Consider the following 23107-nt stretch of genomic DNA (forward strand, 5'->3'; position numbering starts at 1 on the left):
AGCGCTATGCGCATTATCGTCCACAATGCCAAATGCCAGGGTCACGCGCGATGCTGGGCGCAAGCGCCGGACATCTTCAAGCTTGATGACAATGGCTACATCCTGCCCGGTGACATTCAGGTTGCGGAGGGGGAGCAACTGCTTGCGTCACAAGGCGCGCGATCCTGCCCCGAACGTGCGCTGGAAGTCGATCGCACCTCGGCAGCGCGGTTCGAACCAGCCGCCATGCAACCAAGAACTGGGGAAGCTTAGGTGGAATCGACGAGACGTGGCCCCACACCGCAAAGCAAGATGTCCGGCCGCTTCCCTGCCAACCTCCTCTCCGGCATCGAGACCTCAATGACACGCACGCGACACGTGAAGTTCGTCTCCGTTCTGGCTTCTTCAGTTGCCGATCGGTTCGACCTTGCACGCACCTAGAGGCACGAAACGCCTCTTCCAATCTCAAATTTGCGACAGAGCGATGGGCCAGGCAAAAATCACCGAACTGCGCGACCGCGAGGCGATCCGCGACTGCCTTTATCGGTACTGCCGCGGCATAGACCGCGCGGATGAGGCTGCGCTGCGCAGTGCATATTGGCCCGATGCGCATGACAATCACGGTGCCTATCGCGGCTCAGCCGAGGGCTTCTTTGAGTTTGCGCTTGGTCTCTTCAAAACCGGACCGCGCTTAATCCACCAGATCACGAACGTCTTGATCGAATTCATCGACCCGTCGGAGGCCGTGGTCGAAAGCTATTTCACCGCGCTGCAACGCGGACCAGACAATGACGGAGAAGCACGCCAGGTGCTTCTCTGCGGCCGTTACTGCGATCTTTTTCAGAAGAGGGAAGGGGCGTGGCGCATTGCCGAACGGACCGTCGTTTACGATTGGCTCGAAGAGCAGACCCCACCAGCGGTCCCCGAGGCAGAACGGTTCGGCTTGCGGCAACCGATCGGAGCAGCGCATCCCAATGACCCGGTTTACGCGCTCAGGAAGCGCCGCAGCTCGTCATCAAAATGAAAATGCCATGCATGTCACCACAATGCTTTCCAAGGCTCCCAATTGCGGAGCCGCGTCGCGGGAGCGGTCGCGGAACGCAACACGTCTACCCGGTATGGAAACTCGCCGTCACCAGGACGTCCGCGACCGGTCTTGCGGCTGACTCGCGTCGATATCTCTGACGCTGGCTGCGGAGAGGTTCATATGAAGCAGGCAGGACGGGTCGTCATCATAACGGGAGCGGCAGGCGGAATCGGCCGTGCGCTGGTCGAGATCGTTGCCGCCGATGGAGACATCGTCGTTGCGGTGGACCTTCCTGGCAGCGGCGTTCTTGAACTGGCCGGCGGTCTCGGCCATCCGCATCTGGGCCTCGAATGCGATGTCTCACGAGAAGAGGACATTGTCGCCCTATACGGCCGCATCGAAGCGCAGTTCGCGAAAATCGATGTTCTCGTCAACAACGCGGCGATAGGACCCGCCATGGCTGCGACTATCGACACCGGTTTCGAGGCCTTCCGACGCGTGCTGGCAACAAATCTGATCGGGCCTTTCATCATGGCCGGCGAAGCGGCGAGGCGCATGCAGCCCGGCGCTGCCATTGTCAACGTCGCTTCGCTGGCGGGCGTGCTCGGCAATCCCAAGCGCAACGCCTATGCCAGCTCGAAGGCAGGCTTGATCGCTCTCACGAGATCGCTTGCATGCGAGTGGGCCTCGCGCGGCATCCGCGTAACGGCGGTAGCGCCAGGATACGTGCGCACGCCGATGGTGGCGGAACTGGAACGTGCGGGCAAGATGGACCTCGCGGCCGTGCGCCGCCGCGTGCCCATGGGGCGAATGGCGCGCCCCGACGAGATCGCTCGGGCCGTGCGTTTTTTGGCCAGCGCACAGACGGGCTACATCACAGGATCGGTGCTGACGGTCGACGGCGGTTGGATGTCGTTCAACCAGCCGGGCGACGCGCACCCGCCGGTCGACGAGACGCCTCGAGCCGAACTCTTCCGGCCGGCCGAACGAACTGGCGCGCGCACAGTGGTCGTGACGGGCGGCGCGAACGGTATAGGCGCCGCCGTCGTTCGCCGCTTTGCCGCGAACTCCGACACAGTCGTGATTGCTGATAAAGATGGTGCTGGGGCGGCAGAACTCGCTGATTTGCTGGGCGGCAGGCACGTGGCGAAATCCGTCGACTTGGCGGTCGAGAGCGACGTGGTGGCGCTGTTCGAGGAAATACGGGGGCGCTTCGGTCGCATCGAGGTCCTCGTCAACTGTGCTGCTATTGCCGATACGTTTGTGCGAGGGATCGAAATCCCGCAACAGATCGAGCGGGTGCTGGACGTCAATCTCACCGGCACCTTCACCTGCGCGCGCGAGGCGATCAAGTCGATGGACGCCGGCGGCGTAATCCTCAATCTTGGATCGATCAATAGTTTCCTGCCCTTCGTGCCGCGCCATGCCTATGGGGCGTCCAGGGCGGGTATGAACATTCTGACCCGGTGCATGGCGGCCGAACTCGGGTCGGTCGGCATCCGAACGGCCACCGTCGCTCTTGGCTATATCCGTACGCCTGACATTGCTCAGTTGGTCGAGTCCGGCTGCATCGATTCCGTAGCGATCAAACGGCGCATCCCGATGGGGCGGATGGGAGAGCCCGAAGACGTCGCCGAGGCAGTGTTCTTTCTGGCCTCGCCTGATGCCTCATACGTAAACGGCTCGACCCTCTACGTGGACGGCGGCTTGACCTCGTTGGCTGACGCGCGAAACGCCCAGCCAACCGATCAAGAAAATCCAACGGAATGTTCGCCGGCGACGGGTTGCGGTTCGTCGAAGCCGACGAGGTTCGAGGATTGAGACTGCGGCTGCATGGAACGTGCCAAGCGCGGCTTGCCAAGTGATCGTCTTCATCGGTGACGGAAAACTCGTCATCAGGGTCGAATGACTAGCCAGGTTTTGGCGCTTGCCTGCGGCCGCCGAACGATAAGCGGCTTTGCGCAAGATCGTCGACTACGTCGTCGCCAGGCCGCATCGATACCGCGACCCACCCGCAATCGGCACAAGTCGAAGGCTTGATTGGCCACTTTGTGTAAACGAGGGACACGCCATGGAATTCGCGACGTTCATCTTGGCGGCCCAGCGAGGCTATCATCAATCGTGCGACAGCGTCATCGGTAACTCCATTGAACAGACAATCGCTTCGGAGCAGGCTGGCTTCAACACCGCTTGGTTCGCCGAGCACCACTTCAACAATTACAGCCTGGTTCCCTCGCCCTTGATGATGGTGGCGCACTGTGCTGGCCTTACGAGCACCATTCGCCTTGGCACCGGTGTGTGTGTGCTGCCGCTATATCAACCGCAGCGCCTGCTCTCCGAGATCGGCTTTGCCGAGATCGTTTCGAACGGCCGCCTCGAACTCGGCGTCGGCTCGGGATACCAGCAGTTCGAGTTCGAGCGCTTCGGCGTCGATGTCGATCAGGCGCCGGCCGTGTTTGCGGAATACCTGGATATCCTTCTCAAGGGCCTTAACCAGAAGGTCTTCGAGCACAATGGCCAGTATGAGAAGATACCTTTAACGGCGATTTCGCTGCGCACCATCCAAAGGCCAGCCCCACCGATCTGGATCGCCTGCGGGTCCGCGCGAAGCATGTGCCGGGCCTATCGTGAGGGCCACAATCTTTTCGTCACGGCGTTCCACAACGGCTTGGAAAACTTAAGAACGCTGCGTGAGACCATCGAGGCAGCAGCGGCCTCGCGGGGTAAGGATGTCACCGCCGCCAAGATAGGGCTTCTGCGCTGCTGCTATGCCAGCGACGATCAGGCGGAGATCGACAGCTATCTCGACAACGCCCGCTTCCAGCGCCGGCTATCTGAAGCACTTCATCAGCGCCGCCAGCAGAGCCGGGACGGCTATCTGCTGCAGGAAACACCGACGCAGCAGGATCTGTCGTTCGAGACCATGCGCCAGAACCTGCCGATCGGCAGCGTAAGTCGCGTCATCGATCGCCTGCTGGAAGAGATAAGTATCCTGAAGCCGGACCAGATCGCAATTCAGACCCAATTGGGAGATTTCGACCAAAAGACGATGCTACGCCAGATTGAGCTCTGGGGAGACAAGATCATCCCATCGATCAACAAGTCGCTTGGTTAGGTCAAGGCTTGAAGTTCGGAACGGCCACTGGGGGAGCTGAAATCTCGCATGCCGATGCTCGACACTTCGTCCATGAGGCATGGATAAATAATCAAGCCGACCGGCGATCACCGGGATCGAAGACCAACGTCGTCCGTCCTTGCCTGCACGGACCGCCGGTCTTCCGCTCCCTGGCCATCTCGCTTGAGACCGTTGATCGGCAGCCTCGGAACGGCCGCCATGGCGTAGACGAATAGCCACTCCCGCTACCCCTCTTGTGTCCGAAGTTGGACGAGGATGTCGGAAGCCCGACAAATGTCGAGAGGGGACCTGGCCCGCCGGTATGGAGAACTGGTGCGGCGCAGGTGGTTCGCCAATTCGGCACGCGCCTTGCTTCATTGATTCTGTATGTGTGCACGACAGTGGCAGATCGCCGATCGGTGGGCAGAGCGGTTCGCCTCTGAAAGTACTTCGTCGGCAGCGATGACAGGCTTGTCGGCTGGACAGCGTCGGTGGAGGTGAGACCGCATGGTGGAGAGGCAGTCTGGTGCGCAGACGCGAGAGAGCTTGCGCCCAATGATCGCGTCCAGTGAACTCGCCTTCGCAATGGAGGCTCATGACGGCCTTTCGGCGGCGATTGCCGAGCGCGCTGGCTTCAAGGCGCTCTGGGCGTCCGGCCTCTCGATTTCATCCAGTCTCGGATATCGAGATGCGAACGAAGCTTCCTGGTCCCAACTCGTCGATGTCGTTGAGCGAATTTCCGACACGGTGGACATTCCAGTCCTCGTCGACGGGGACAGCGGGTTCGGGAACTTCAACAATGCCCGTTTGGTCGCCCGCAAGCTGCGCCAACACGGCGCGAGCGGCATATGTCTCGAGGACACGGCGTTCCCGAAAATGAACTCGTTCATCGGTGATCGGCACCCGTTGGCCGATATTCCCGAGTTCTGCGGCCGGCTTAAGGCGGTGAAGGATCAAGTGCCGGATGCGGAGTTCGTTCTGGTCGCCCGGATCGAGGCGCTCATCGCCGGCCGCGGAGAGGATGAGGCGCTGGCGCGAGCACAAGCCTACGCTGAGGCCGGCGCCGATGCTATTCTGATTCATTCCCGCAAGTCCAACGCTGAGCAGATTTTCGCCTTCACGCGCGCCTGGCAGAACCGCCTTCCGGTCGTGATCGTGCCTACGAAATATTACCGCACACCGGTCTCCGCGTATCGGGCGGCCGGAATCTCCACGGTCATCTGGGCGAACCACAACATGCGCGCGGCGATATCGGCCATGCGCCAGGTCTGCGACCGCATCCTCTGCGAAGAAAGTACCGCCGGTATCGAGGACGAGGTGGCGACGCTCGACGAACTCTTCGATCTGCTCAATTACCAGGAACTCTCAGCGGCGGAAGAGAAGTATCTGCCGCAGACGGCGACCGGCGTGCGATAGCAGGCCCAGCCCGTCTTTTGAAAAGCAAAACGAAAACGGGAGCGCACATGCTTGCGCATCGGACAAACCTGTTTGGCACATCGAGTACCGCCGCGGCGCGCGCTGCCGCAAAAGCGGCGGCCGATGCTGGCAAGGAGATCATCGATCTGACCGCCGGCGAGATCTGGAGCGAGCTTCCTCCCACGATTCGCGACGGCGCGATCGATGCCATCAATAAGGGCGTCAATCGCTACACCGATACGCTTGGCATGGTGGAGCTGCGCGAGGCACTGGCGCGGAAGATCTCCCTCGATACCGGACAGATCTGGAAGGCCGAGGAAGTTGCCGTGACGTCCGGAGCGAAGCAGGCCTTGTTCAATGCCGCAATGGTGCTGCTGAACCCGGGCGACGAGGTCATCATCCCGGCGCCTTACTGGACAACGTTTCCGGCCCAGGCGCTAATCGCCGGCGGCACACCGGTCTTCGTCGACACCAAATCCAATGGTTACGTCCCGCGCCCCGAGCACATCAAGGACGCGGTCACTGAGCGCACGCGGGCGATCGTCATCAACACGCCCAGCAATCCGGCCGGTGCGGTTTACGATGTTGAGACCATGATGGCCATCGCTCAATTGGCGGTCAGCTGCAACCTGTGGATCATTTTCGACGAGTGCTATGGCGACTTCGTGCATGGGGATCATACCCACCATCCGATCGTCTCGGTCGCTCCCGAAATTCGAGCACGCGCGCTGATCGTCAATTCCTTCAGCAAATCACTGGCATTGACCGGCTGGCGCATCGGTTATCTGGCGGGTCCAAAAGAGGTGATCAATGCCGTCAAGGCCCTGCAATCGCACACTACCTCGAATCCAAACGTAATTGCCCAGCACGCGGTACTCGCCCATTTGCAAAGGGGCGGCTCGGACTATGAAAGCAAGCTGCGTTCACGCCTGACAAGCGCCAGACGGGCTGGCCTCGACGTGCTTTCTTCATTGATGCGTGTACTGGTCGCCAGGGCGCAAGGGGGTTTTTATTTCTATCTCGACCTTTCCCATCTGCTGCGACCGGGATCGGAAGACTGCGCCTCAACGACAGCCGACGATATCGTGACGGCTCTGCTTGCCGAAGCTGGCGTCGCAGCTGTGTCGGGCACCGCGTTCGGTGACCCCGCCGGCCTGCGCCTGTCCTATGGAATTCCACCTGAAAAACTCGCGACCGGCCTGGCCCGGCTCGTCGAATTCCTCAACGCCTGGAAATGACACCGCAACAAAACGAAAGAGGTGAATGAGATGCCTCCCGCTGCTCCCAGGAAAGCCGTCATTCTCGCTGCCGGCTTCGGCTCCCGCCTGCGTCCGCTGACCGATCTGTGTCCCAAGCCCCTCGTCGAAGTCAACGGCACACCGATACTTCACAATGCACTGTGGAACCTTCAGACGGTGGGAGTTGAAGAGGTGACGATTGTTGTCGGCTATCGCAAGGATGCCATTCGCCATGCCTGTGGCGAACGCTTCGGCAGAGTTGAAATCAACTATGTCGAGTCCTCGGTCTTCGACAAGACAGGGAGCGCGTACTCGCTCTGGCTGGCACGCGACACGCTTCTTTCCGGCGACTGTTATCTCCTCGAAGGTGACGTCTTCTTCGAAGAAGATGCACTGCGCCACCTGATCAGGGTCGAGGCGCCCAATGCCGCTGCGGTCGCGCCCTTCGATCCATCCATGGAAGGATCCGCGGCCGTCCTTTCCAGCGACGGCTTCATATCCGAAGTCCGGTTGAAGCAGACGGCGGCAAATCTGGCATCAGGCACCCCGGTGCTCTTCAAGATGATGAACCTCATCCGGTTCTCTGGCGCCGAACTCCAAACGGTGATCGTCCCGGTCCTCCACGACCTGATCGGCTCGGGCGCAATCAAAGCCTATACCGAGGAGCTGCTCGCGCATCTCATCGAGCAGCGCGGACTGCAACTCGCCGCGGCGCGATGTGACGATTTGCGATGGTACGAGATCGACAGTGAACAGGACCTGCGGGTAGCGGAAAGGATTTTCGCCTTCGAGCGACCTCACAGACATAGTGCCGACGCGCCGGCCGCCGTGGCGGGGGTAGGAGGATGATCCGCTATCTGTTCGACGCTGCAAATGCCATTACAGCCCTTGGGCTGATATTGGCCACCACGGCGATCTACTTTGCTTTGATCGGGCGCTTCGAGATTGGCATCTGTTTCGGCTTGTGGGCTCTTTTGGCAGATGATGCCGACGGCATGGTCGCGAAGAGTTCCCCGAACCGGTCCGCTTTGATGGCACAGCTGGGTGGCGCGTTGGACGGGCTGCTTGATTTGGTCTACGCAGCCGTCTTTCCAGCGGTTCTGATTTTGTCCTTCAACGCGTTCTCCGTTCTCGCATTGTTGGCTGCCAACTGCCTCATCCTGTCAGGGGCTCTGCGCCTCAGCTATTTTTCGACGTTCGGACTGGACGCTGACGGATTCGGCAGAGGATTGCCGTTGAACAATAATCTCTTCGTGTTGGCGTTCCTCTTCGTCGCCGACCATCACTTGCCGGTGCAAGGCCTTGGCAACCTATTGATCGGTGCAGGGTTTGTGCTGTCGGTCCTGCATCTTTCAAACTTCAAATTTCCAGGTACCGGCAGTGCGTTGCGCTTGGGTAACCTTACACTCGCCGCAGCCGGATCTGTCGCCTTACTCACAAAGTGAATCAGTTTGCAGCTATAGGGAAGAGAATACATGGAAAACTCTTTCGAGGCCGAAACTCGCACCGTCTTTGATCGCTACCAGCGCCAGCAGGAGAATGACGACCACATATTCGACAGGTTGGTCTCTCTGATCGAGGAGGAATATTTCGGCTTGCCTACCGGTAGCTTCCGCGGTCTTGATGTCCTGGACGCGGGCTGCGGCTCCAACGCGAATGCGTCCTATGCGTTTCTCGACAAGGGGGCACGAAACGTTGTTTCGCTTGAATTGAGCAATGATTGGATGGATTGCGCGCGCAAACGCCTCAGCCGATTTGGGCCGCGCTCGGAACTGGTCGCGGGCAGTGTGCTCGATCTGCCGTTTGACGACTTCAGTTTCGATTTTGTCCATTGCGCAGGGGTTTTGCCGCACACCAGCAATCCGAAAAAAGGCTTTGAAGAGCTTGCCCGTGTAACCCGCCCCGGCGGCAGCTTCTTTTTGACGATTATGGGCACCGCCAACGGCGTCATATACCGATGCATCAATCACTTGCGAGAACTCTACCAAAGCGACGAACAATTCCGCAGTTCCATTGACAATCTGGATGCATCCACCGCACGCGAAGCCATTAACTGGCTGTTGCGAATAAAGGACGGCGAAGAGAAAGAATATATACCTGGCGAAAACGAATTCTTTCGGAGTCTTTTTGATGATGATTTGTTCGTGACGATCCGGGATCGTTTCCAGGCGCCGACCTATCACGGGTTCGCATTCACAGAGGTGCAAATCCGAGGCTGGTATGGCGAGTGCGGCTTCGAGAAGATCCGCAGGATCTCAAGGTATACAAAAAATTTCCATAATCTTCGGCGCTTTCTCGCTCCGATGTACCGTCATTATGACCACCCGCTGGCCCGCTTCTGGTTCGGCGATGGCTGCATCCAGATGATCGGCGACAAGCCGAGCACGTAGTTGGCGTTATTCGTGCCAAGAGAGCGACCCCGATGTGCGGAATCTTTGGGATAGTCCTCAAAAACGAGGGAACACCCGTTTGTGCTGAGGCCGTTGAGCGTTGCGCTGAGGCTCTCGCTCATCGCGGGCCTGATGCCAGCGGCCTATACATTGATCAATCGGTCGCATTCGCGCATCGACGGCTGTCGATTGTCGACGCTCATTCTCGCGCCAATCAGCCCTATCGCGATGACAATACCGGAGTGGTGGTGACGTACAACGGCGAGATATTCAACTATCGGGAAATTAGAGCTGAATTGAGGGATATGGGTTTTTCCTTTTCGACGGTGTCCGACACCGAGGTTCTAATTCTTAGCTATATTGCTTGGGGAAAGTCATTCTTAAACCGCCTTGACGGGATGTTTGCCTTCGCGCTTTTCGATCCCCGGAACTCGCTTGCTCTCATCGCCCGAGATCGTTTGGGGGTAAAACCCCTTTACTACACGATCTGCGATCTTGGCCTTCTCTTTGCATCGCAGCCGAACGCTCTCATTCGCTGGCCGGGCGTGATACGCGGACCCGACATCATCGGCGCGCTCAGTTTTCTTTCCTATCGCGCGGTTGTCGGCGCCAGGACGCTGTTTGCCGGGATTTCCAAGTTAGAGCCCGGCCATCTCCTCGAAATAACAAACGGGCGACACACGTCGGAGCGTTGGTGGAATCTGTCCGAGCGCATTTCGCGATCGAAGCCGGACTATTCCGACATAAGGAGACTATTTGGAAGCGCCGTCGAACGTCAGCTGGTGTCTGACGTACCGGTCGCCGCATTGTTGTCCGGTGGACTTGACTCGAGCATCCTGGCCTATGAGGCATCCGCTCGCTCACAAATCCGTCCGATCTGCTATACCGGCAAGGTCGAGACCGCCGATTATGACGAGACGGCCTATGCGATGGAGGTCGCCGCTGAGTTCGGGCTCATTCACCGGGTCGTTCCAATCGGAGAACCTTCCGACATCAACGCTGTGTCAGAGCTGGTTCGCCTGCGCGGACATCCACTTGGGATGCATAACGAAATCGCCATGTTTACGCTCGCAAAGGCGATTTCGAAGGAGCATAAGGTCGTCCTCACCGGCGAGGGTGCCGATGAGATTTTTGCTGGCTACAGCCGATTGTTCCGTACGCCGTATGATTACAATCGAAGCAAGATCATCGCCGCATTACCACCTGCTCTTGCGCAGATCGCACGCCGACGCCTCGGACTCGGCGTCCATTGCAGTCAGCTGCAGTTCTTCCTGGAGCGCTACAGCTACTTCCCGACCGATGAAATCCGCTCGCTTGCTATCGATGGCCGGATACGAAGGGAGCACGAGATGGCTCTGTTCGATCACTTCTCGACTCAATTTGCAGAGGCCGGCGGAGATTTCTTTAGCAAGATCTCATATGTTCTCGTCTCTACGCATTTGCCCGCATTGCTGGAAATGGTTGACAACACCACAATGGCAGCTGGGCTTGAAGCTCGCGTTCCTTATACCGATCACCAGCTCGTTACCGCCGCAATGGCGATGCCCGGCTCACAGCGGTTGAGGTGGAGGTCTCCAATCGCTTCGGTCCAGGCACTGTGGCATCCGGTTGCTTCCTTCAGCGAACGTCTCGACGTCTCAAAATATCCCTTGCGAAGGGAATACCGGAGCGTCTTGCCCAGATCTGTTCTATCTCGCAAAAAGATGGGATTTCCACTGCCACTGGGTCAGTGGGCCGTTGGCGAGGGAGCAACGGAATATCGAAGGCTGCTGTTTGATAAGGACTCTCCACTGGGAGATTTGTTCGATCCTGCTGCTTTGCGGCGTTGGTTCGAGGCCGGACGACGAAATCCTTCAGACTCGTTTGGTCGGAAGTGCTGGCTATTGGCCAACCTTGGGATATTCTTCAAAGAGGTATTCTCATGACGAATATCCGAGCCCGCAGGCGGTCGCTTGCGGGCATTTTACAGAAGCCCCTTTGCCGAAAACGGGGCGTCGGACAATCCCAAGATCTGAGCAATGGTTGGCGTGAACTCTTCAGCGGAGCCCCAGGCAATATTGCAAGGTTCCATTCCAGGGATGCTCAACAGGCATATCCGATCGTCCTCCGCGCTGCCCGGTCGGAAACCGTGGGTGGACAAGTATCGAGGTCTGCCCGTCGGGCCAGCTTCTTGCGCGTCTCCAACGGTCTCCTCGAAGGAGTGTCCAGGAGGTGCGACATAGGTCGCTATGCAATCGCGTTCATTTACCGGAACATGGTCGCTCGACCACGGCTCCACTTGGAAGCGCGCCAACAGTCCGTCTGCGATTCTGCGGTCATGAGCTCCGTCAACCAGGACATGGAGCGTCGCTCCTTCACTTTCCCAAAGCAAGTCAGGGATGATCGCATCCGGATAAATGGTTGTGTGGACGGCGCTATGTCCATGGTCACTTGCGACTACGATCGCGTAATCGTCTTCCCGCCCGACTCGCCTCAGTCCTTCGATGAGAGCGCCAATCATCATGTCGGCCGCGGCGATAGACCAATGTGCCGCCTCGCTTTCGTATCCGAACTGATGCTGAATCGAATCCGTCATGTCGATCTCGGTCAAAATGAGATCAGGCGGGTTCTCCGAGCAAGCCAGCGCCCCTGCAGCCCCGATCATGAGATGATCCGCGGCCAGGCCCGCAACGAGAGGAGTGCTCGCAACGGTGTCACTACTGGACGGGAAGCCGAAGAGATCGAACACGCCGGCGGCTCGCAACCGTCCATTTGGATCTTTGATCATGCGCGAGCGAGCGATGCGGTTTTCGGGCAGGCTCTTAAATGACCGGCTTCCCTGGAGAAACCCTCGTTCCCACCAGGCCGGCACGAAGACATCGCAATCGGCTGGGTCGATCAACCCAGCGCCGATGGACGCGACATCAAGCCCGCTATTTTTGGCAAGCTTTGCAATGGTCGGAACCCGCAGATCAGACGCGTCGGCGCAGACAAACGAGCCATCTCGCACAATGTGGTTTCCGTAGATCCCGTTCGCTTGAGGCGCCGCGCCGGTTAGCATGCTTGCGCGCCCCGGCATCGACGTTCCCGGCACCGTTGAGCGCAGGCGAGTGATGGACAGACCGTCTCCTGCCAAACGAAGAAGCGTCGGCAACCGATGTTTGTGCTTTTCGAAATAGTCCGCGCTTACGCCGTCCATGAGGATCAGAATCGCTTTCGTAGGAGCGCGCGGCTTTATCGAGGCAGGCGTCTGAAAACGAGCGGTAGGCCTGGATGGATTGGTGTAGGTCATGTTGCACCTGGAAGAGACCGATCGAAACCAAAGCCCCCTATAGGCTTCGGATGACGCCGGTATGAACGCATCACGGGATACTTCGAGCGCCAGTGGGTCGTTTTGATTTTGGGAATGGGCGCTTCTACGCGCTCTTTTTGTTTCCTTCAGAAGAAAGGAGTCCGAGGTGGCCGATACGACCCGTGCTATTTTTGTCCTCGATTTCGCAGGGCCAAAAATACATCTGTGGAGTGGCAGCTACGATGCGCCGTTGGTTCCTATCAACGGTCAGCCGCTCTTGGACCGTCTAGTCAACGCCTGTGTCGAAAACGGCATTGAAGATGTCACTCTCGTTGAAAACTTGAGTAGCGGCACATTCGATGGGTTCCGCCTGCAGGACAGCACAAATACGCTTTCGTGGCACGACGCGCATGACGGCGATCTCATTGAGAAGTTCCGCCAACATGATGGCGATACTCTCCTGATATGGGGAACACCGCTTTTCGACAGTGAGGTTCTTGACGGTATCAATACCAACAAGGGTTTGCGCGGCTCCGCTTGGCGGCCCGACGCGCCGACCGGGATTTATCGATTGAGTGCTGATGTTCTACGCAATCTTCTGGCCGAAAGCCGCGCCGCGGCATCTCTGCATCAGGCCTTCAGCAGGTTAGTCGCGGGCCTGTCCCAGCTGGACGTAGCGTTGCCTGGCAATGTGCTGACTGCCGGCTCCAAGCTGCTCGATATTTGCGACGGTGTCGACGCATCCATCGCGGAATTTCGGTGTGACAAAGAGAACGTGCTGCGGCGTCTGGAAACGAGCGTCGGAGGTTATTGGCGCAAGCCAATCGCCGAGCACATGCTTCTTTGCAATACCCGCTTCCCTCCCAAGACTTTTTACGATCGGCTGGCGGCGAGGCTCGAGGGCGTGTTGACATGCTATCCTTCTCAGCAGATCGATATCGCTTCAGTTGTTGGCACGATGACCTCGCAGCAGCCGGACTTTATTGCAGTCGGAAACGGGGTGACCGACCTCATCCAGGCGCTCTATTCAACGCTGAACCCAACAATCGCGATTCCCGTGCCGACGTTCGCCGGCTTTCAAACACCTCTCGATGACGAACAAAAGAACAACTTCGTCCTCACCCCGCCCTATTTCGATCTCGACGTTCGAGCTTTCCTGGAATTCGTACTGGCGAGAGGCGCGGATACGGCAATCGTTGTAAATCCAAACAATCCGACCGGTCGACTTGTTGATCATGCTGACGTGGCATGGCTGGCGGAGGCCCTAGGATCTCGAGGGCGACGGCTGATCGTGGATGAATCGTTCATTGATTTTCCCGCTGATGGCCGACCAAACAGCGTTGAGAATCTGGTTCCGTCCTGTGCCAATTTGATCGTGGTGAAGAGCCTTGGAAAGGCCTTCGGACTTGGCGGAATCCGGCTCGCCTACCTCATGGCTGGCGATCCCACCCTCGTTGCCGCCGTGCGCCGGAAACTGCCGCTGTGGAACATTAACGGCATTGCGGAATACACACTGTTCCTGCTTCCCGAATTCGCAGAGGAATTGGAACACAGTCTAGAGATGTTGCGAGAAGATAGAGAGCTGTTCATCGAGGAGCTGCGGACGGTACCGGGCCTCGACGTCGTACCTTCGCAAACGAATTTCATCTTGTGCCGGCTGCCTGAAAATTCGGTATCCGCTGCCGAGCTCAAGCGCCGCCTCGTTCTGTTCGAATCCGTCCTCGTAAGAGAATGCGGCTATCAAGCCATGAACGACGCAGATCGATATCTGCGCCTGACGGTTCGAAGTCGGACGGAAAACGAAAGGCTGGCAAAAACCCTGCGGCGCACCTTAAGCCGCTCAACGGCCTCTGAGAGTGACGCCCTGACGTGACATTTGCGCAGCGAACTGAATGGTCTTTTTTCGAATGCCGCGAGAGAGAGAAGCATGTCGCTTAGTTACAATCGTCATAAAAGGCTCGTTGAAATCATCCAGGCGAATGGCGAAGTGCGCATCCGAGATTTGATGCAGCGGTTCAATATTTCAGAAGAGACTGCGCGGCGGGATATCAAACGGCTCGAGCAGGATGGCTTGGTCGCACGGGTCCATGGTGGCGCGGTCGCAACGCAACAGCCAAAGCTGCTGGCCATCTCATCGCGAGCTGTTTCCGAGCGCGCGGAAAAAAGCACCATCGCTGAGATCGCCCTGGGTCTTCTGAAGCCCGGTCAGAATCTCTTTTTCGGGGGCGGCAGCACCATTCTGTCGTTGGCCAGCCGCATATCGGCCCTGCCGGAAATGCGCGTCGTCACCAACATGGTTGATACTGCCATCGCCGCGGCCGAAGGCCATCGGCATCGCGTTGTCATGCTGGGGGGCGATTTCAATGTCGATTTCCGGACCGTAAGCGGATTCACCGCCTTGCGTACACTCCGCGAACAGCAGATCGACGTCGCATTTATCGGCGTCAATGCGGTGCATCCGAATGGCGTCTTCGACCATGAACAGGTCGGACAGGAGCTTGCTGCGACGCTCTGCGAGCAAGCACGGAAAATTGTCATTCTCGCCGATCACAGCAAATTCGGCTTGTCGGCGCGCTACCGCATCCTGCCCCATTCGGCGATTACCGCGATCATCACCGACCGGAGGCCTGCATCGGACATGCTGGACAAGATCGAAGCCGCCGGTGTTGAAGTTCTATATCCGCAAAACCGTCACAACCCCGCACTGGTCTCTACTTGATCCTCTGCTTTCAGCCCGCACGGCTGCCCCAATTGTGAAACATTTTTTTCCTCTTGTTTTCAATAACCAACACAATCCGTCTCAAACCTGCAAAAAACCGTCACATAACTGCGCTATGTCTCAGCCCGTCTCGGGAGCGGATTTCATTCGCTCCGATTGTCATCCCGACTGAAAGAGAGGGGATTTTGATATGCAAACGACACGTCGCAGATTTCTCGGCATGACCGCCATGGCGGCTGGCGCAATAGCATTGCCGAACACGATCATGGCGGCAACCGGCCGGCGGCCGAACCTCAATATTGCCGTTCAGGACCTGCGCACAATTCTGGAACCGGTGGACGGCTCCTCCATCGCCAACGTTTCCTGGCGGGTGCAATACAGCATTTTCGATCAGCTTTTACGGACCGACTACAACGACAATTTTCGCCTGAATTTCGCGCTCGCGACATCATTGAAGCAAATCGACGCCACGATCCATGAGATCACGTTGCGCGACAATGTGAAGTTTCATGACGGTTCCACAATGACGGCGGATGACGTTGTCTTCTCGCTCGGGCCGGATCGACTGCGCGGCGAAAAAGCGCCGGGCGCGGCCGTGTTTGCCAACTTCCTCTCCTCGCTCGCCGATGTGCAGAAGATCAATGATCGCACTGTCCGTTTGATCACCAGGACAGAGGATCCGGTCTTCGCCCAGCGGCTCGGCGCCTGGGGCACGCAGATCATCAGCGCCAGGGCACGGGCTGGCGCCAGCAGCTACGACGCCTGGGCGGCGAAGCCGATCGGGACCGGCCCTTACAAGATCGGCGAGGTCCGCAATGGGGACGAGATCACACTGGTGGCGCACGACGAATATTGGGGAGGCCAGCCGCCATTTGCCTCGATCCGCTTCAAGCGGCTGCCGGAAATCGCCGCGCGCATCGCCGGACTGAAGTCGGGCGATTACGATATCGTCACAGACATCACTCCGGACCACATTGCCGAAATTGAGGGAGTCAACGGCCTCTCGATTGTTGGTGGCGAAGCCATGTGGTTCCGCTTTCTCACATTTGCTCCGCTCAGGACTCCCATCCTGAAAGATGTCGATCTGCGTCGCGCGCTCGCTCTCGCTATCGATCGCGGTGCGCTGGCGGACGGCCTCTGGGACGGCCGGGCGAAAGCGCTGACCAGCTGGCAGCTACCGATCTTCAGCGAGATCAACGACCCCGACCGCAAGGGGGTGTCCTATGATCCGGCGCAGGTCAAGGAACTGCTCGCCAAGTCATCCTACAGGGGCGAGGAAATCCCTTACCCTTCCGTCGGCACCTATTATCCGATGCAGCTCGCCGAGAACCAGGCGCTTGTCGAGATGTGGAAGGCTGCCGGGATCAACGTCAAGCTGATCATGTGTGAAAACTGGACGCAGGTCGGCGACATTGGCGGCATCAATGACACGTCCGGCGGCGCCTTCTACGCCGATCCCGTTTCCATGCTGTGGCAGATTATCGGTCCGACCAATGACCTCCAGTCAACAGGCGGCTGGACCAATGCCGAGTTTAACGCGCTCGGTCACGAGCTTGAAACGACGACCGATCTCGCCAAGCGCCAGGCGGCCTTCAAACGGATGCAGGACATTGTCGAGATCGAGGACCCTTGCATCACGCCGCTGCACTCCATGCCCTTCATCTATGGGCAGAAGGCGGATGTCAGCTGGCAGCCCAACCCGTTGCCGCAAATGTATCTCGGTCCGAAGATGCCGCCTGAGCCGGTGGCCTGAGTTCCATGCTGCATAAGTCTTTCCAGGACAGCGCGGGCGCCGCGCTGTTGCCGGCCCATGACATCGGGGCTTCCGCCACCAAACCTGCCATCAGCATTGCTGGCTTGAGGGTGGCGTTCGGCGATGTGCCTGTGCTGCACGGTGTCGATCTCGCTGTGAACAAAGGCGAGGCCTTGGGTATCGTCGGCGAATCCGGCTGCGGCAAGTCCGTGACCTGGCGGGCGGTTCTTGGCCTGCTGCCGAAATCCGCCGAGATCGGAGGCGAGGCCAGGATTGGTGATCTCGATCTTGTGGGCGCACGACAATCCGTTTTGGATCGGGTGCGCGGCGGACGCATTGCCATGATCTTCCAGGATCCGGCCAGCGCGCTGAACCCGGTGCATCGCATCGGCGCGCAGATCACCGAAGCGCTTCGCCTGCACCGGGGCCTCAGCGGTGCCGCCGCCCGAGCCGAGGCCTGCCGCCTGCTCGACCAGGTCGGCATAGCCACTGCGGCAAGCAGGCTCAACACCTACCCCCACGAACTGTCGGGCGGCCAGAACCAGCGGGTGATGATTGCCATCGCGCTCGCCGGCCGGCCCGAACTGCTGATCGCCGACGAGCCAACGACCGCGCTCGACGCCACCGTGCAGGCGCAGATTCTGCTGCTGCTCAAAGATATTCAACGTGACACTGGCATGGCGCTGGTCATGATCAGCCATGATCTCGCCGCGGTGACGGCCGTCTGTGACCGGGTATGCGTCATGTATGCGGGCAAGATCGTCGAAACGGCGCCGAAACACACGCTTCTGACCGCGCCGGAACACCCCTATACACGCGACCTGATCGGTGCCATTCCGCCCTCGCACGGTCCGCGCATGCGGTTGACCGCCATTGCCGGCGCGCCGCCACAACGCAATCTGCCGCCGGGATGCGCCTATGCGCCACGCTGCCGGCACGCGATCACGGCATGTGGCACGAGCCGACCGGAACCGCGGCAGGTCGCCGCGCGGCATTCGGTGCGTTGCCTTCGTTTGGACGCCGGCACGTATCAATGACCCTGCTGCGTCTCAACAACATCACCCGTCGCTTTCCCCTCGGCTCGCCACTCTACGGACCGCGGAAATATCTTGTAGCAGTCGATGGCGTGTCGCTGGATGTCGAGATGGGCCGGACGACCGGCATTGTCGGCGAATCCGGATGCGGCAAGTCCACCACCGGCCGTATTGCGCTCGGTCTGGAGCCGCCGGACAGCGGAGGTGTGCTGTTTCAGGGTTTGCCGCTGCCGCGCATCGACAGCAGAAGGTGGCGCGCGCAGCGGCGCCAAATGCAGCTGGTCTTTCAGGACACCTTGGCAGCGCTTGATCGCCGAATGACTGTCAGCGCTCTCGTCGCCGAGCCGCTGGCGATTCACGGAATTGGCGATCCGGCAAGCCGCAAGCAACGCGTGGCCGAGCTTCTCCACAGCGTCGGCCTCGGCGAAGACCATGGCATGCTCTATCCGCATCAGCTTTCCGGCGGCCAGCGCCAACGCGTCGTGCTTGCGCGGGCGCTCGCGCCAAAACCCTCGCTTCTGGTTTGCGATGAGCCGGTCTCGGCGCTCGACGTGTCCGTCCAGGCGCAAATCGTCAATCTGCTCATGGATGTTCAGCAGGAGCTCGGGCTCGGCCTCTTGTTCATCAGCCATGACTTGCGGGTCGTTCGCCATGTCAGCGACCGGATCGTCGTCATGTATCTTGGCCGCGTCGTCGAGCAGGGGCGCGCCGACGCCATTATCGATCAACCCGCCCATCCCTATACGCAGGCGCTCGTCTCGGCCATGCCGAGGCTTCCGGGCGGATTCGATCATTATGTGGCGTTGCCAGGCGAACCGCCAAGCCCCACCGATCGGCCGTGCGGATGCCCGTTTCATCCACGCTGTCCACTTGCGCGCGATGTCTGCCGCCAGAGCCTGCCCGAACTCCTGCCGCTAGGACCGGAACGGCAGGTCGCCTGCCATTTGGTGAGGCATTGATGAGTGCGGTGTTTCGTTTCGCCGGCCCCAAGGTCCTGCGTGCCGGCCTGTCCATCCTGATCGTGGTGACCTTTACATTCGTGGTGCTGCGGGCCTCGGGAGACCCGGCGCTGCAGATACTCGGTCCCAGCGCCCGCGCCCCGGATCTTGAGGCGTTTCGTCGGCATTGGGGGCTCGATCAGCCTCTGTATGTGCAGTATGTCCGCTATGTCCTGGCGGCACTTCACTGCGATTTCGGGAATTCCATGCTGGCTGGAAAACCGGCCCTGCAGCTTGTGTTCGAGCGCGCGCCCCTGACATTGGCGCTGATGCTGCCGGCACTGGCGCTCACGATGCTAATCGGCATTCCGGTCGGCGCCTACGCCGCCATGCATCGCGACACCTGGGTCGACCGATCGGTGATGATGCTGACCGTGTTCGGCTTCACCGTGCCAAGCTTCGTGCTCGGGCTATTGCTGATCCTGATCTTTTCCGTGACGCTCGGCCTGTTCCCGTCCGGCGGCGCGGATCGGCCGGAAAGCTTCGTACTGCCGGTGCTCACGCTTGGTTTGGGCGGGGCGGCCATTATCGCGCGCTTCACGCGTAGCGCCATGATCGAAGTTCTGTCGCAGCTCTACATCGTGGCGGCCAGCGCCAAGGGCGTGACGTGGCGGCAGGTGGTTCGCCACCATGCCTTTCCGAATGCGATCATTCCTGTGCTGACGCTGTTCGGCCTGATGCTCGGCGGCCAGGTCGCGGGCGCCGTACTGGTGGAAAGCGTCTTCGGCTGGCCCGGCATCGGCCAATTGCTGGTGGTTTCGGTTGCGAACCGTGATCTCGCCGTGGTGCAGGTCATCCTCCTTCTCGTGGCGCTGACCATGACGTCGGCCAACCTGCTGATGGACCTGCTTTATGGCGTGTTCGATCCGCGCTTGCGTGGAACAAACTCAGGATCGCAATGAAAACGGCAACTGTAAAAACCAACCGTCCGCCGCCTCGCTCGGTGGACCTGCCGACACTCCTTGCTGTGGGCTGGGTTCTCCTCATGCTCCTCACGGCGCTCGCCGCGCCGCTGATGGCTCCCCATGAGATCACTTCCATCGACCTGCGCCATCGCCTGGCGCCGCCCGTCGGCTTTGGCGGAACGATGCTACACGTCCTGGGAACCGACGATCTGGGCCGTGACGTGGTCTCGCGTCTTTTCTACTCGATCCGCACCAGCTTGCTGGTCGCCTTCGGCGCCACTGCGATCAGCGTGTTGGTCGGTACCGGGATTGGCTTCATCGCCGCGTATTTCCGCGGGCTCGTCGAGCATGCCCTGCTGCTAATGATCGACGTACAGGCTTCGCTACCATTTCTAATCGTGGCGCTGGCAATGCTCGCCTGTTTCGGTAATTCGCTGACGCTGTTCGTCGCCCTGATGGGACTTTATGGCTGGGAGCGGAATGCGCGGTTGGCACGAGGACTGGCAATCACCGCCAGCGCGCAGGGCTATGCGAGCGCAACGCGCCAACTCGGCGCCCATCCGCTGCGTGTCTATCTGCGGCATATCCTGCCCAACAGCGCGGCGACGCTTATCGTGGCGGCGACGGTGACCTTTCCGGAAATCGTCCTGGTGGAAAGCGGACTCTCCTTCCTCGGCCTCGGCGTTCAACCGCCGATGACCAGCCTGGGTGTCATGGTCGCGGCCGGCCGCGAGTATATCACGCGCGCCTCCTGGATGCTGCTCGCTCCAAGCCTCGTCATTGTCATGACGGCCGTTGCCGTTAGCGTCCTCGGCGACTGGTTGCGCGATAAGCTCGACCCGACCCTCAAATAACGGTTTCCCAATGCAAAGGAGCTGATCTCCACACTTGTCGACGGCTACGCTCTTGCACGGGACGGGGTGCCGAACCTTCGCCCGCGGCCGGTATCGACGTAACCGGAATACAGCATATGGATCTCGTCGCGGGCCCGCGTCAGGCCAACATAGAACAGCCGTCGGCTTTCGCGTCGCGCCGCCGGCTGCTCGTTGCGCCAGGGCAAACCGCCCAGATCGAGTCCCACCATGATCACGACATCATCTTCGCAGCCCTTTGCCGAGTGCGGCGTCAACAGATTAAGATGGAGAGGCGACGCGTCGCGTCCACCGAGGCTCGCCAGATCCAGGTCGGCGAGCGGCCCGCCGACAGCGAGCGCCGCCGACATGCGCACCACCTGTTCGCGCTGATCGGCGAGGCTTGGCTCTGCCGCCATCAGCGCATCGAGCATTCCCGCCCGCAGCGCGCCGATTGGCGAAGTTTGTAATTTTGATCCGCGAAATTCGCACGGCGCCGCCCCCCCAGTTTTTTCTATTCGCGGATGTAATTGGCTCGCTCGGCGATATCGGCACATCGCGCCATCAGCGCTTCGAAAGGCTCCGCGTCTTCCAGAAGAAGCCCGTCGTCGACCATGCGGGCGTAGTCCTCTTCAAGCGCCTTCAGACCATCGCCTGCGGGCACAAGCCGCAGACCGCCGTTGACAGCCGCCGCGTAATCGATGGGCGTTCGATCGGGCGCTTTCTCGGCGAAGAACATGGTCTTGTGGCGCGCCACTGCGTTCGCCAGATCGCGATCAGCAAAGGCGGACGGGGTAAAACCGGTTTCGTCCAACCGCGCGACATCGTGCCAGTGACGAGCAAAGCGATCGCCGCGCCGGCGCTCCTGCAGGCAGAAGACATGGATGGCCGTCGCCTTCTCCCAGAAGGTTCGCTCCGCATGCATCACGCGTGGACGAGCCGTGGGAAAGGTCACGCCCTCGATCAGGCCAGACGCGTCGCAGGCGATGTCGCGCAAGCTCGCGGGCTCGCCCGTCGATCGTGCTCCGAATTCGAGCATCACGCTCGGCGCCACATAGCCGGAGCCAGGCGTCGCGGCTTCGTAATCGATGAACAGCTTCTCGCCCTCGACGCGGATGGCGGCCGCCAAAGCTTCAGCCGCGAGCGCATCTGCGATGATCGGCTGAACGCTTCCTTCAACCCAATTGGGCAGGCGCTTACGCACCTCACTGGACCAGCGTTTTTCCTCGCTACGGGTCTCCGGCAACGCTTCGCCGTCGTCGCCCACCAAGTCGGGTGCAATCGGCCGGATGTCGTATGTTAGGCGTAGAGTAGGTGGCGAGCGCGGTGCCGCCTTGCAGCGGTCCGTTTCTCACCACCCCTCGCAGAACCGGACGTGCACCTTTCGTTATGCATCCGGCTCGCCAGAAGACGTGGCGAAGTTTGGCGTTCCCATCCACGCCAGACGAAACCGGCAGACGAGAGTCCATGCGAGCATATATTGCTCGACGGACCCATCGCGCCACAGTCTCACCGTCGGACGGCGACTGCTACGCTGTCGGCCTTTTGCGATTTCGCTCGCGTTGGCGTTTGGGCGAACTTTCCGTTGCCAGCGCCAGAGCCGATCCCCGGTGTACCAGTCGAGGCTGGTAAACACGTTGCTGGCTCCGTAGCAAAAGCGGAAGTAATTCGCCCATCCGCGCAGGATGGGATTAAGCTCCTGAAGCTTTGCACCAAGGGTGCCTCTCGCGCTGTCACGCCCAGTGCACTCCTTGACTTTGTGACGGAGATCGAGGGACTTGGCCTTGGGGATTTGTACGCGTGCACAATATCCGTAGCGCCCGTCCCATTCCATGACGAAGCGGAATCCGAGGAACTCGAACCCGTCCGTCATTGCGGTGATCTTCGTCTTTTCCGGTGACAACTCAAGGCCCGTTGTTTCCCGCAGGTATTTTGCCAGCGCGGATTTCTCCTCGATGGCCTGTTCCTGCGTGCCGGAAACCAGCACCACGAAGTCGTCTGCATAGCGCACAGGGAAGCACACGCAGTGCCCTGCTTTGCGATCCCACATACGTCTACCCGATGCCGCCGAGAGTATCGATTGTCGTGAAGACCTCCCCGTCAGATCAGGATGCACCCACCGTTTATATCTCTCCTCAATCGCGCTGAGCGCAATGTTGGCGAGCAGCGGTGATATGATCCCACCTTGCGGGGTTCCGGCTTCCGTGCGGAAGAACTGCTCCTCCGCCAGCACGCCGGCTTTCAGGAACTGCCCGACCAACCGTACCACCCGCTGGTCGGCGACGCGTTTGCGTAGCCGTTCCATCAGATAGTGATGGTTGATGTTGTCAAAGGAAACATCTCCAGACTGCCCATCACCAGGACCTTCCCGCCTCGGCAACGATCATGCGGGAGGGCCACGCCTTTGAAGG

At 59.8% G+C, this 23107-nt stretch carries 21 protein-coding genes and 1 pseudogene; 17 read left to right on the forward strand and 5 right to left on the reverse strand.

Annotated features, from left to right (window positions below; translation table 11 throughout):
* Nucleotides 1-6: 6 nt before the first annotated feature.
* Nucleotides 7-252: a ferredoxin gene (locus JG739_RS30925; RefSeq protein ID WP_202367710.1), complete on the forward strand. Its 246-nt coding sequence runs from the start codon at nt 7-9 to the stop codon at nt 250-252.
* A 211-nt stretch (nt 253-463) separates the two neighbouring features.
* The gene (locus JG739_RS30930) at nt 464-1003 is read left to right on the forward strand and encodes a nuclear transport factor 2 family protein (RefSeq protein ID WP_010913584.1); all 540 of its coding nucleotides are present in this window, start codon (nt 464-466) and stop codon (nt 1001-1003) included.
* A gap of 108 nt (nt 1004-1111) precedes the next feature.
* On the opposite strand, the gene JG739_RS35775 is transcribed toward JG739_RS30930, so the two are convergent.
* Entirely contained in the window at nt 1112-1345 is a 234-nt protein-coding gene (locus tag JG739_RS35775; protein WP_006333834.1) for a hypothetical protein, read from the reverse strand.
* Here JG739_RS35775 and JG739_RS30935 point away from each other — a divergent pair.
* The 8 genes from JG739_RS30935 (at nt 1235) to asnB (ending at nt 11090) form a co-directional block, all read left to right on the forward strand.
* Nucleotides 1235-2827, forward strand: a complete 1593-nt coding sequence (locus JG739_RS30935; protein WP_244750001.1) for an SDR family oxidoreductase — start codon at nt 1235-1237, stop codon at nt 2825-2827. The two genes, JG739_RS35775 and JG739_RS30935, sit on opposite strands and share 111 nt — an antisense overlap.
* Before the next feature lie 250 nt (nt 2828-3077).
* Nucleotides 3078-4121, forward strand: coding sequence for an LLM class flavin-dependent oxidoreductase (locus JG739_RS30940; RefSeq protein WP_010913587.1), 1044 nt, complete (start codon nt 3078-3080; stop codon nt 4119-4121).
* A gap of 507 nt (nt 4122-4628) precedes the next feature.
* A complete protein-coding gene (aepX, locus tag JG739_RS30945) occupies nt 4629-5537 on the forward strand; it encodes a phosphoenolpyruvate mutase (protein WP_202364616.1) in 909 nt (302 codons plus the stop codon).
* A gap of 47 nt (nt 5538-5584) precedes the next feature.
* Nucleotides 5585-6775: an aminotransferase class I/II-fold pyridoxal phosphate-dependent enzyme gene (locus JG739_RS30950; RefSeq protein WP_202364617.1), complete on the forward strand. Its 1191-nt coding sequence runs from the start codon at nt 5585-5587 to the stop codon at nt 6773-6775.
* A gap of 30 nt (nt 6776-6805) precedes the next feature.
* Entirely contained in the window at nt 6806-7624 is an 819-nt protein-coding gene (locus JG739_RS30955) for a phosphocholine cytidylyltransferase family protein (protein ID WP_202330550.1), read from the forward strand.
* On the forward strand, nt 7621-8220 hold the full coding sequence (locus JG739_RS30960) for a phosphatidylcholine/phosphatidylserine synthase (RefSeq protein WP_199201497.1): 600 nt from the start codon (nt 7621-7623) through the stop codon (nt 8218-8220). The genes JG739_RS30955 and JG739_RS30960 overlap by 4 nt, the downstream gene beginning before the upstream one ends.
* Before the next feature lie 30 nt (nt 8221-8250).
* Entirely contained in the window at nt 8251-9165 is a 915-nt protein-coding gene (locus JG739_RS30965; RefSeq protein ID WP_202364618.1) for a class I SAM-dependent methyltransferase, read from the forward strand.
* A gap of 32 nt (nt 9166-9197) precedes the next feature.
* Nucleotides 9198-11090 carry an asparagine synthase (glutamine-hydrolyzing) gene (gene asnB / locus JG739_RS30970; protein ID WP_202364619.1) on the forward strand — a complete coding sequence of 631 codons (1893 nt, stop codon included), beginning with the start codon at nt 9198-9200 and terminating at the stop codon, nt 11088-11090.
* Nucleotides 11091-11128: 38 nt separating this feature from the next.
* Here asnB and JG739_RS30975 read toward each other — a convergent pair whose 3' ends face one another.
* Nucleotides 11129-12436, reverse strand: a complete 1308-nt coding sequence (locus JG739_RS30975; RefSeq protein ID WP_202364620.1) for an alkaline phosphatase family protein — start codon at nt 12434-12436, stop codon at nt 11129-11131.
* A gap of 166 nt (nt 12437-12602) precedes the next feature.
* On the opposite strand from JG739_RS30975, the gene JG739_RS30980 reads away from it, so the two are divergent.
* The 7 genes from JG739_RS30980 (at nt 12603) to JG739_RS31010 (ending at nt 20699) form a co-directional block, all read left to right on the forward strand.
* A complete protein-coding gene (locus JG739_RS30980; RefSeq protein WP_202364621.1) occupies nt 12603-14309 on the forward strand; it encodes a pyridoxal phosphate-dependent aminotransferase in 1707 nt (568 codons plus the stop codon).
* Between the two features lie 54 nt (nt 14310-14363).
* The gene (locus JG739_RS30985) at nt 14364-15155 is read left to right on the forward strand and encodes a DeoR/GlpR family DNA-binding transcription regulator (protein ID WP_010913596.1); all 792 of its coding nucleotides are present in this window, start codon (nt 14364-14366) and stop codon (nt 15153-15155) included.
* 190 nt (nt 15156-15345) lie between these two features.
* On the forward strand, nt 15346-16908 hold the full coding sequence (locus JG739_RS30990) for an ABC transporter substrate-binding protein (protein WP_202364622.1): 1563 nt from the start codon (nt 15346-15348) through the stop codon (nt 16906-16908).
* 5 nt (nt 16909-16913) lie between these two features.
* A complete protein-coding gene (locus tag JG739_RS30995; protein WP_202364623.1) occupies nt 16914-17945 on the forward strand; it encodes an ABC transporter ATP-binding protein in 1032 nt (343 codons plus the stop codon).
* The gene (locus JG739_RS31000) at nt 17942-18901 is read left to right on the forward strand and encodes an ABC transporter ATP-binding protein (RefSeq protein WP_202364624.1); all 960 of its coding nucleotides are present in this window, start codon (nt 17942-17944) and stop codon (nt 18899-18901) included. Before JG739_RS30995 ends, JG739_RS31000 begins: the two co-directional genes overlap by 4 nt.
* Nucleotides 18901-19842: an ABC transporter permease gene (locus JG739_RS31005; RefSeq protein ID WP_172374760.1), complete on the forward strand. Its 942-nt coding sequence runs from the start codon at nt 18901-18903 to the stop codon at nt 19840-19842. Before JG739_RS31000 ends, JG739_RS31005 begins: the two co-directional genes overlap by 1 nt.
* Nucleotides 19839-20699 (forward strand): ABC transporter permease, encoded by an 861-nt coding sequence (locus JG739_RS31010; protein WP_202364625.1) that lies wholly within the window; start codon nt 19839-19841, stop codon nt 20697-20699. The genes JG739_RS31005 and JG739_RS31010 overlap by 4 nt, the downstream gene beginning before the upstream one ends.
* A 44-nt stretch (nt 20700-20743) precedes the next feature.
* On the opposite strand, the gene JG739_RS31015 is transcribed toward JG739_RS31010, so the two are convergent.
* From JG739_RS31015 to JG739_RS31025, 3 genes and pseudogenes are all read right to left on the reverse strand, one after another.
* Complete coding sequence (locus JG739_RS31015; protein ID WP_172234340.1) at nt 20744-21130, reverse strand: 3'-5' exonuclease; 387 nt, start codon at nt 21128-21130, stop codon at nt 20744-20746.
* Between the two features lie 80 nt (nt 21131-21210).
* Nucleotides 21211-21999, reverse strand: a pseudogene (locus tag JG739_RS31020) (nucleotidyl transferase AbiEii/AbiGii toxin family protein); the annotation flags it as partial.
* An 84-nt stretch (nt 22000-22083) separates the two neighbouring features.
* Nucleotides 22084-23001: a group II intron maturase-specific domain-containing protein gene (locus JG739_RS31025; protein ID WP_244749641.1), complete on the reverse strand. Its 918-nt coding sequence runs from the start codon at nt 22999-23001 to the stop codon at nt 22084-22086.
* Between the last annotated feature and the right edge of the window lie 106 nt (nt 23002-23107).

It is taken from the genome of Mesorhizobium sp. L-2-11 (assembly GCF_016756595.1).
Classification (GTDB): domain Bacteria; phylum Pseudomonadota; class Alphaproteobacteria; order Rhizobiales; family Rhizobiaceae; genus Mesorhizobium.

Bases quoted from the DNA above. Each gene is read 5' to 3' on its own strand.
- JG739_RS30925 (WP_202367710.1), top strand. From the start codon at position 7: ATGCGCATTATCGTCCACAATGCCAAATGCCAGGGTCACGCGCGATGC.
- JG739_RS30930 (WP_010913584.1), top strand. From the start codon at position 464: ATGGGCCAGGCAAAAATCACCGAACTGCGCGACCGCGAGGCGATCCGC.
- JG739_RS35775 (WP_006333834.1), bottom strand. From the start codon at position 1,345: ATGCGGATGGCCGAGACCGCCGGCCAGTTCAAGAACGCCGCTGCCAGG.
- JG739_RS30940 (WP_010913587.1), top strand. From the start codon at position 3,078: ATGGAATTCGCGACGTTCATCTTGGCGGCCCAGCGAGGCTATCATCAA.
- aepX (WP_202364616.1), top strand. From the start codon at position 4,629: ATGGTGGAGAGGCAGTCTGGTGCGCAGACGCGAGAGAGCTTGCGCCCA.
- JG739_RS30950 (WP_202364617.1), top strand. From the start codon at position 5,585: ATGCTTGCGCATCGGACAAACCTGTTTGGCACATCGAGTACCGCCGCG.
- JG739_RS30955 (WP_202330550.1), top strand. From the start codon at position 6,806: ATGCCTCCCGCTGCTCCCAGGAAAGCCGTCATTCTCGCTGCCGGCTTC.
- JG739_RS30960 (WP_199201497.1), top strand. From the start codon at position 7,621: ATGATCCGCTATCTGTTCGACGCTGCAAATGCCATTACAGCCCTTGGG.
- JG739_RS30965 (WP_202364618.1), top strand. From the start codon at position 8,251: ATGGAAAACTCTTTCGAGGCCGAAACTCGCACCGTCTTTGATCGCTAC.
- asnB (WP_202364619.1), top strand. From the start codon at position 9,198: ATGTGCGGAATCTTTGGGATAGTCCTCAAAAACGAGGGAACACCCGTT.
- JG739_RS30975 (WP_202364620.1), bottom strand. From the start codon at position 12,436: ATGACCTACACCAATCCATCCAGGCCTACCGCTCGTTTTCAGACGCCT.
- JG739_RS30985 (WP_010913596.1), top strand. From the start codon at position 14,364: ATGTCGCTTAGTTACAATCGTCATAAAAGGCTCGTTGAAATCATCCAG.
- JG739_RS30990 (WP_202364622.1), top strand. From the start codon at position 15,346: ATGCAAACGACACGTCGCAGATTTCTCGGCATGACCGCCATGGCGGCT.
- JG739_RS30995 (WP_202364623.1), top strand. From the start codon at position 16,914: ATGCTGCATAAGTCTTTCCAGGACAGCGCGGGCGCCGCGCTGTTGCCG.
- JG739_RS31000 (WP_202364624.1), top strand. From the start codon at position 17,942: ATGACCCTGCTGCGTCTCAACAACATCACCCGTCGCTTTCCCCTCGGC.
- JG739_RS31005 (WP_172374760.1), top strand. From the start codon at position 18,901: ATGAGTGCGGTGTTTCGTTTCGCCGGCCCCAAGGTCCTGCGTGCCGGC.
- JG739_RS31010 (WP_202364625.1), top strand. From the start codon at position 19,839: ATGAAAACGGCAACTGTAAAAACCAACCGTCCGCCGCCTCGCTCGGTG.
- JG739_RS31015 (WP_172234340.1), bottom strand. From the start codon at position 21,130: ATGCTCGATGCGCTGATGGCGGCAGAGCCAAGCCTCGCCGATCAGCGC.
- JG739_RS31025 (WP_244749641.1), bottom strand. From the start codon at position 23,001: ATGGAACGGCTACGCAAACGCGTCGCCGACCAGCGGGTGGTACGGTTG.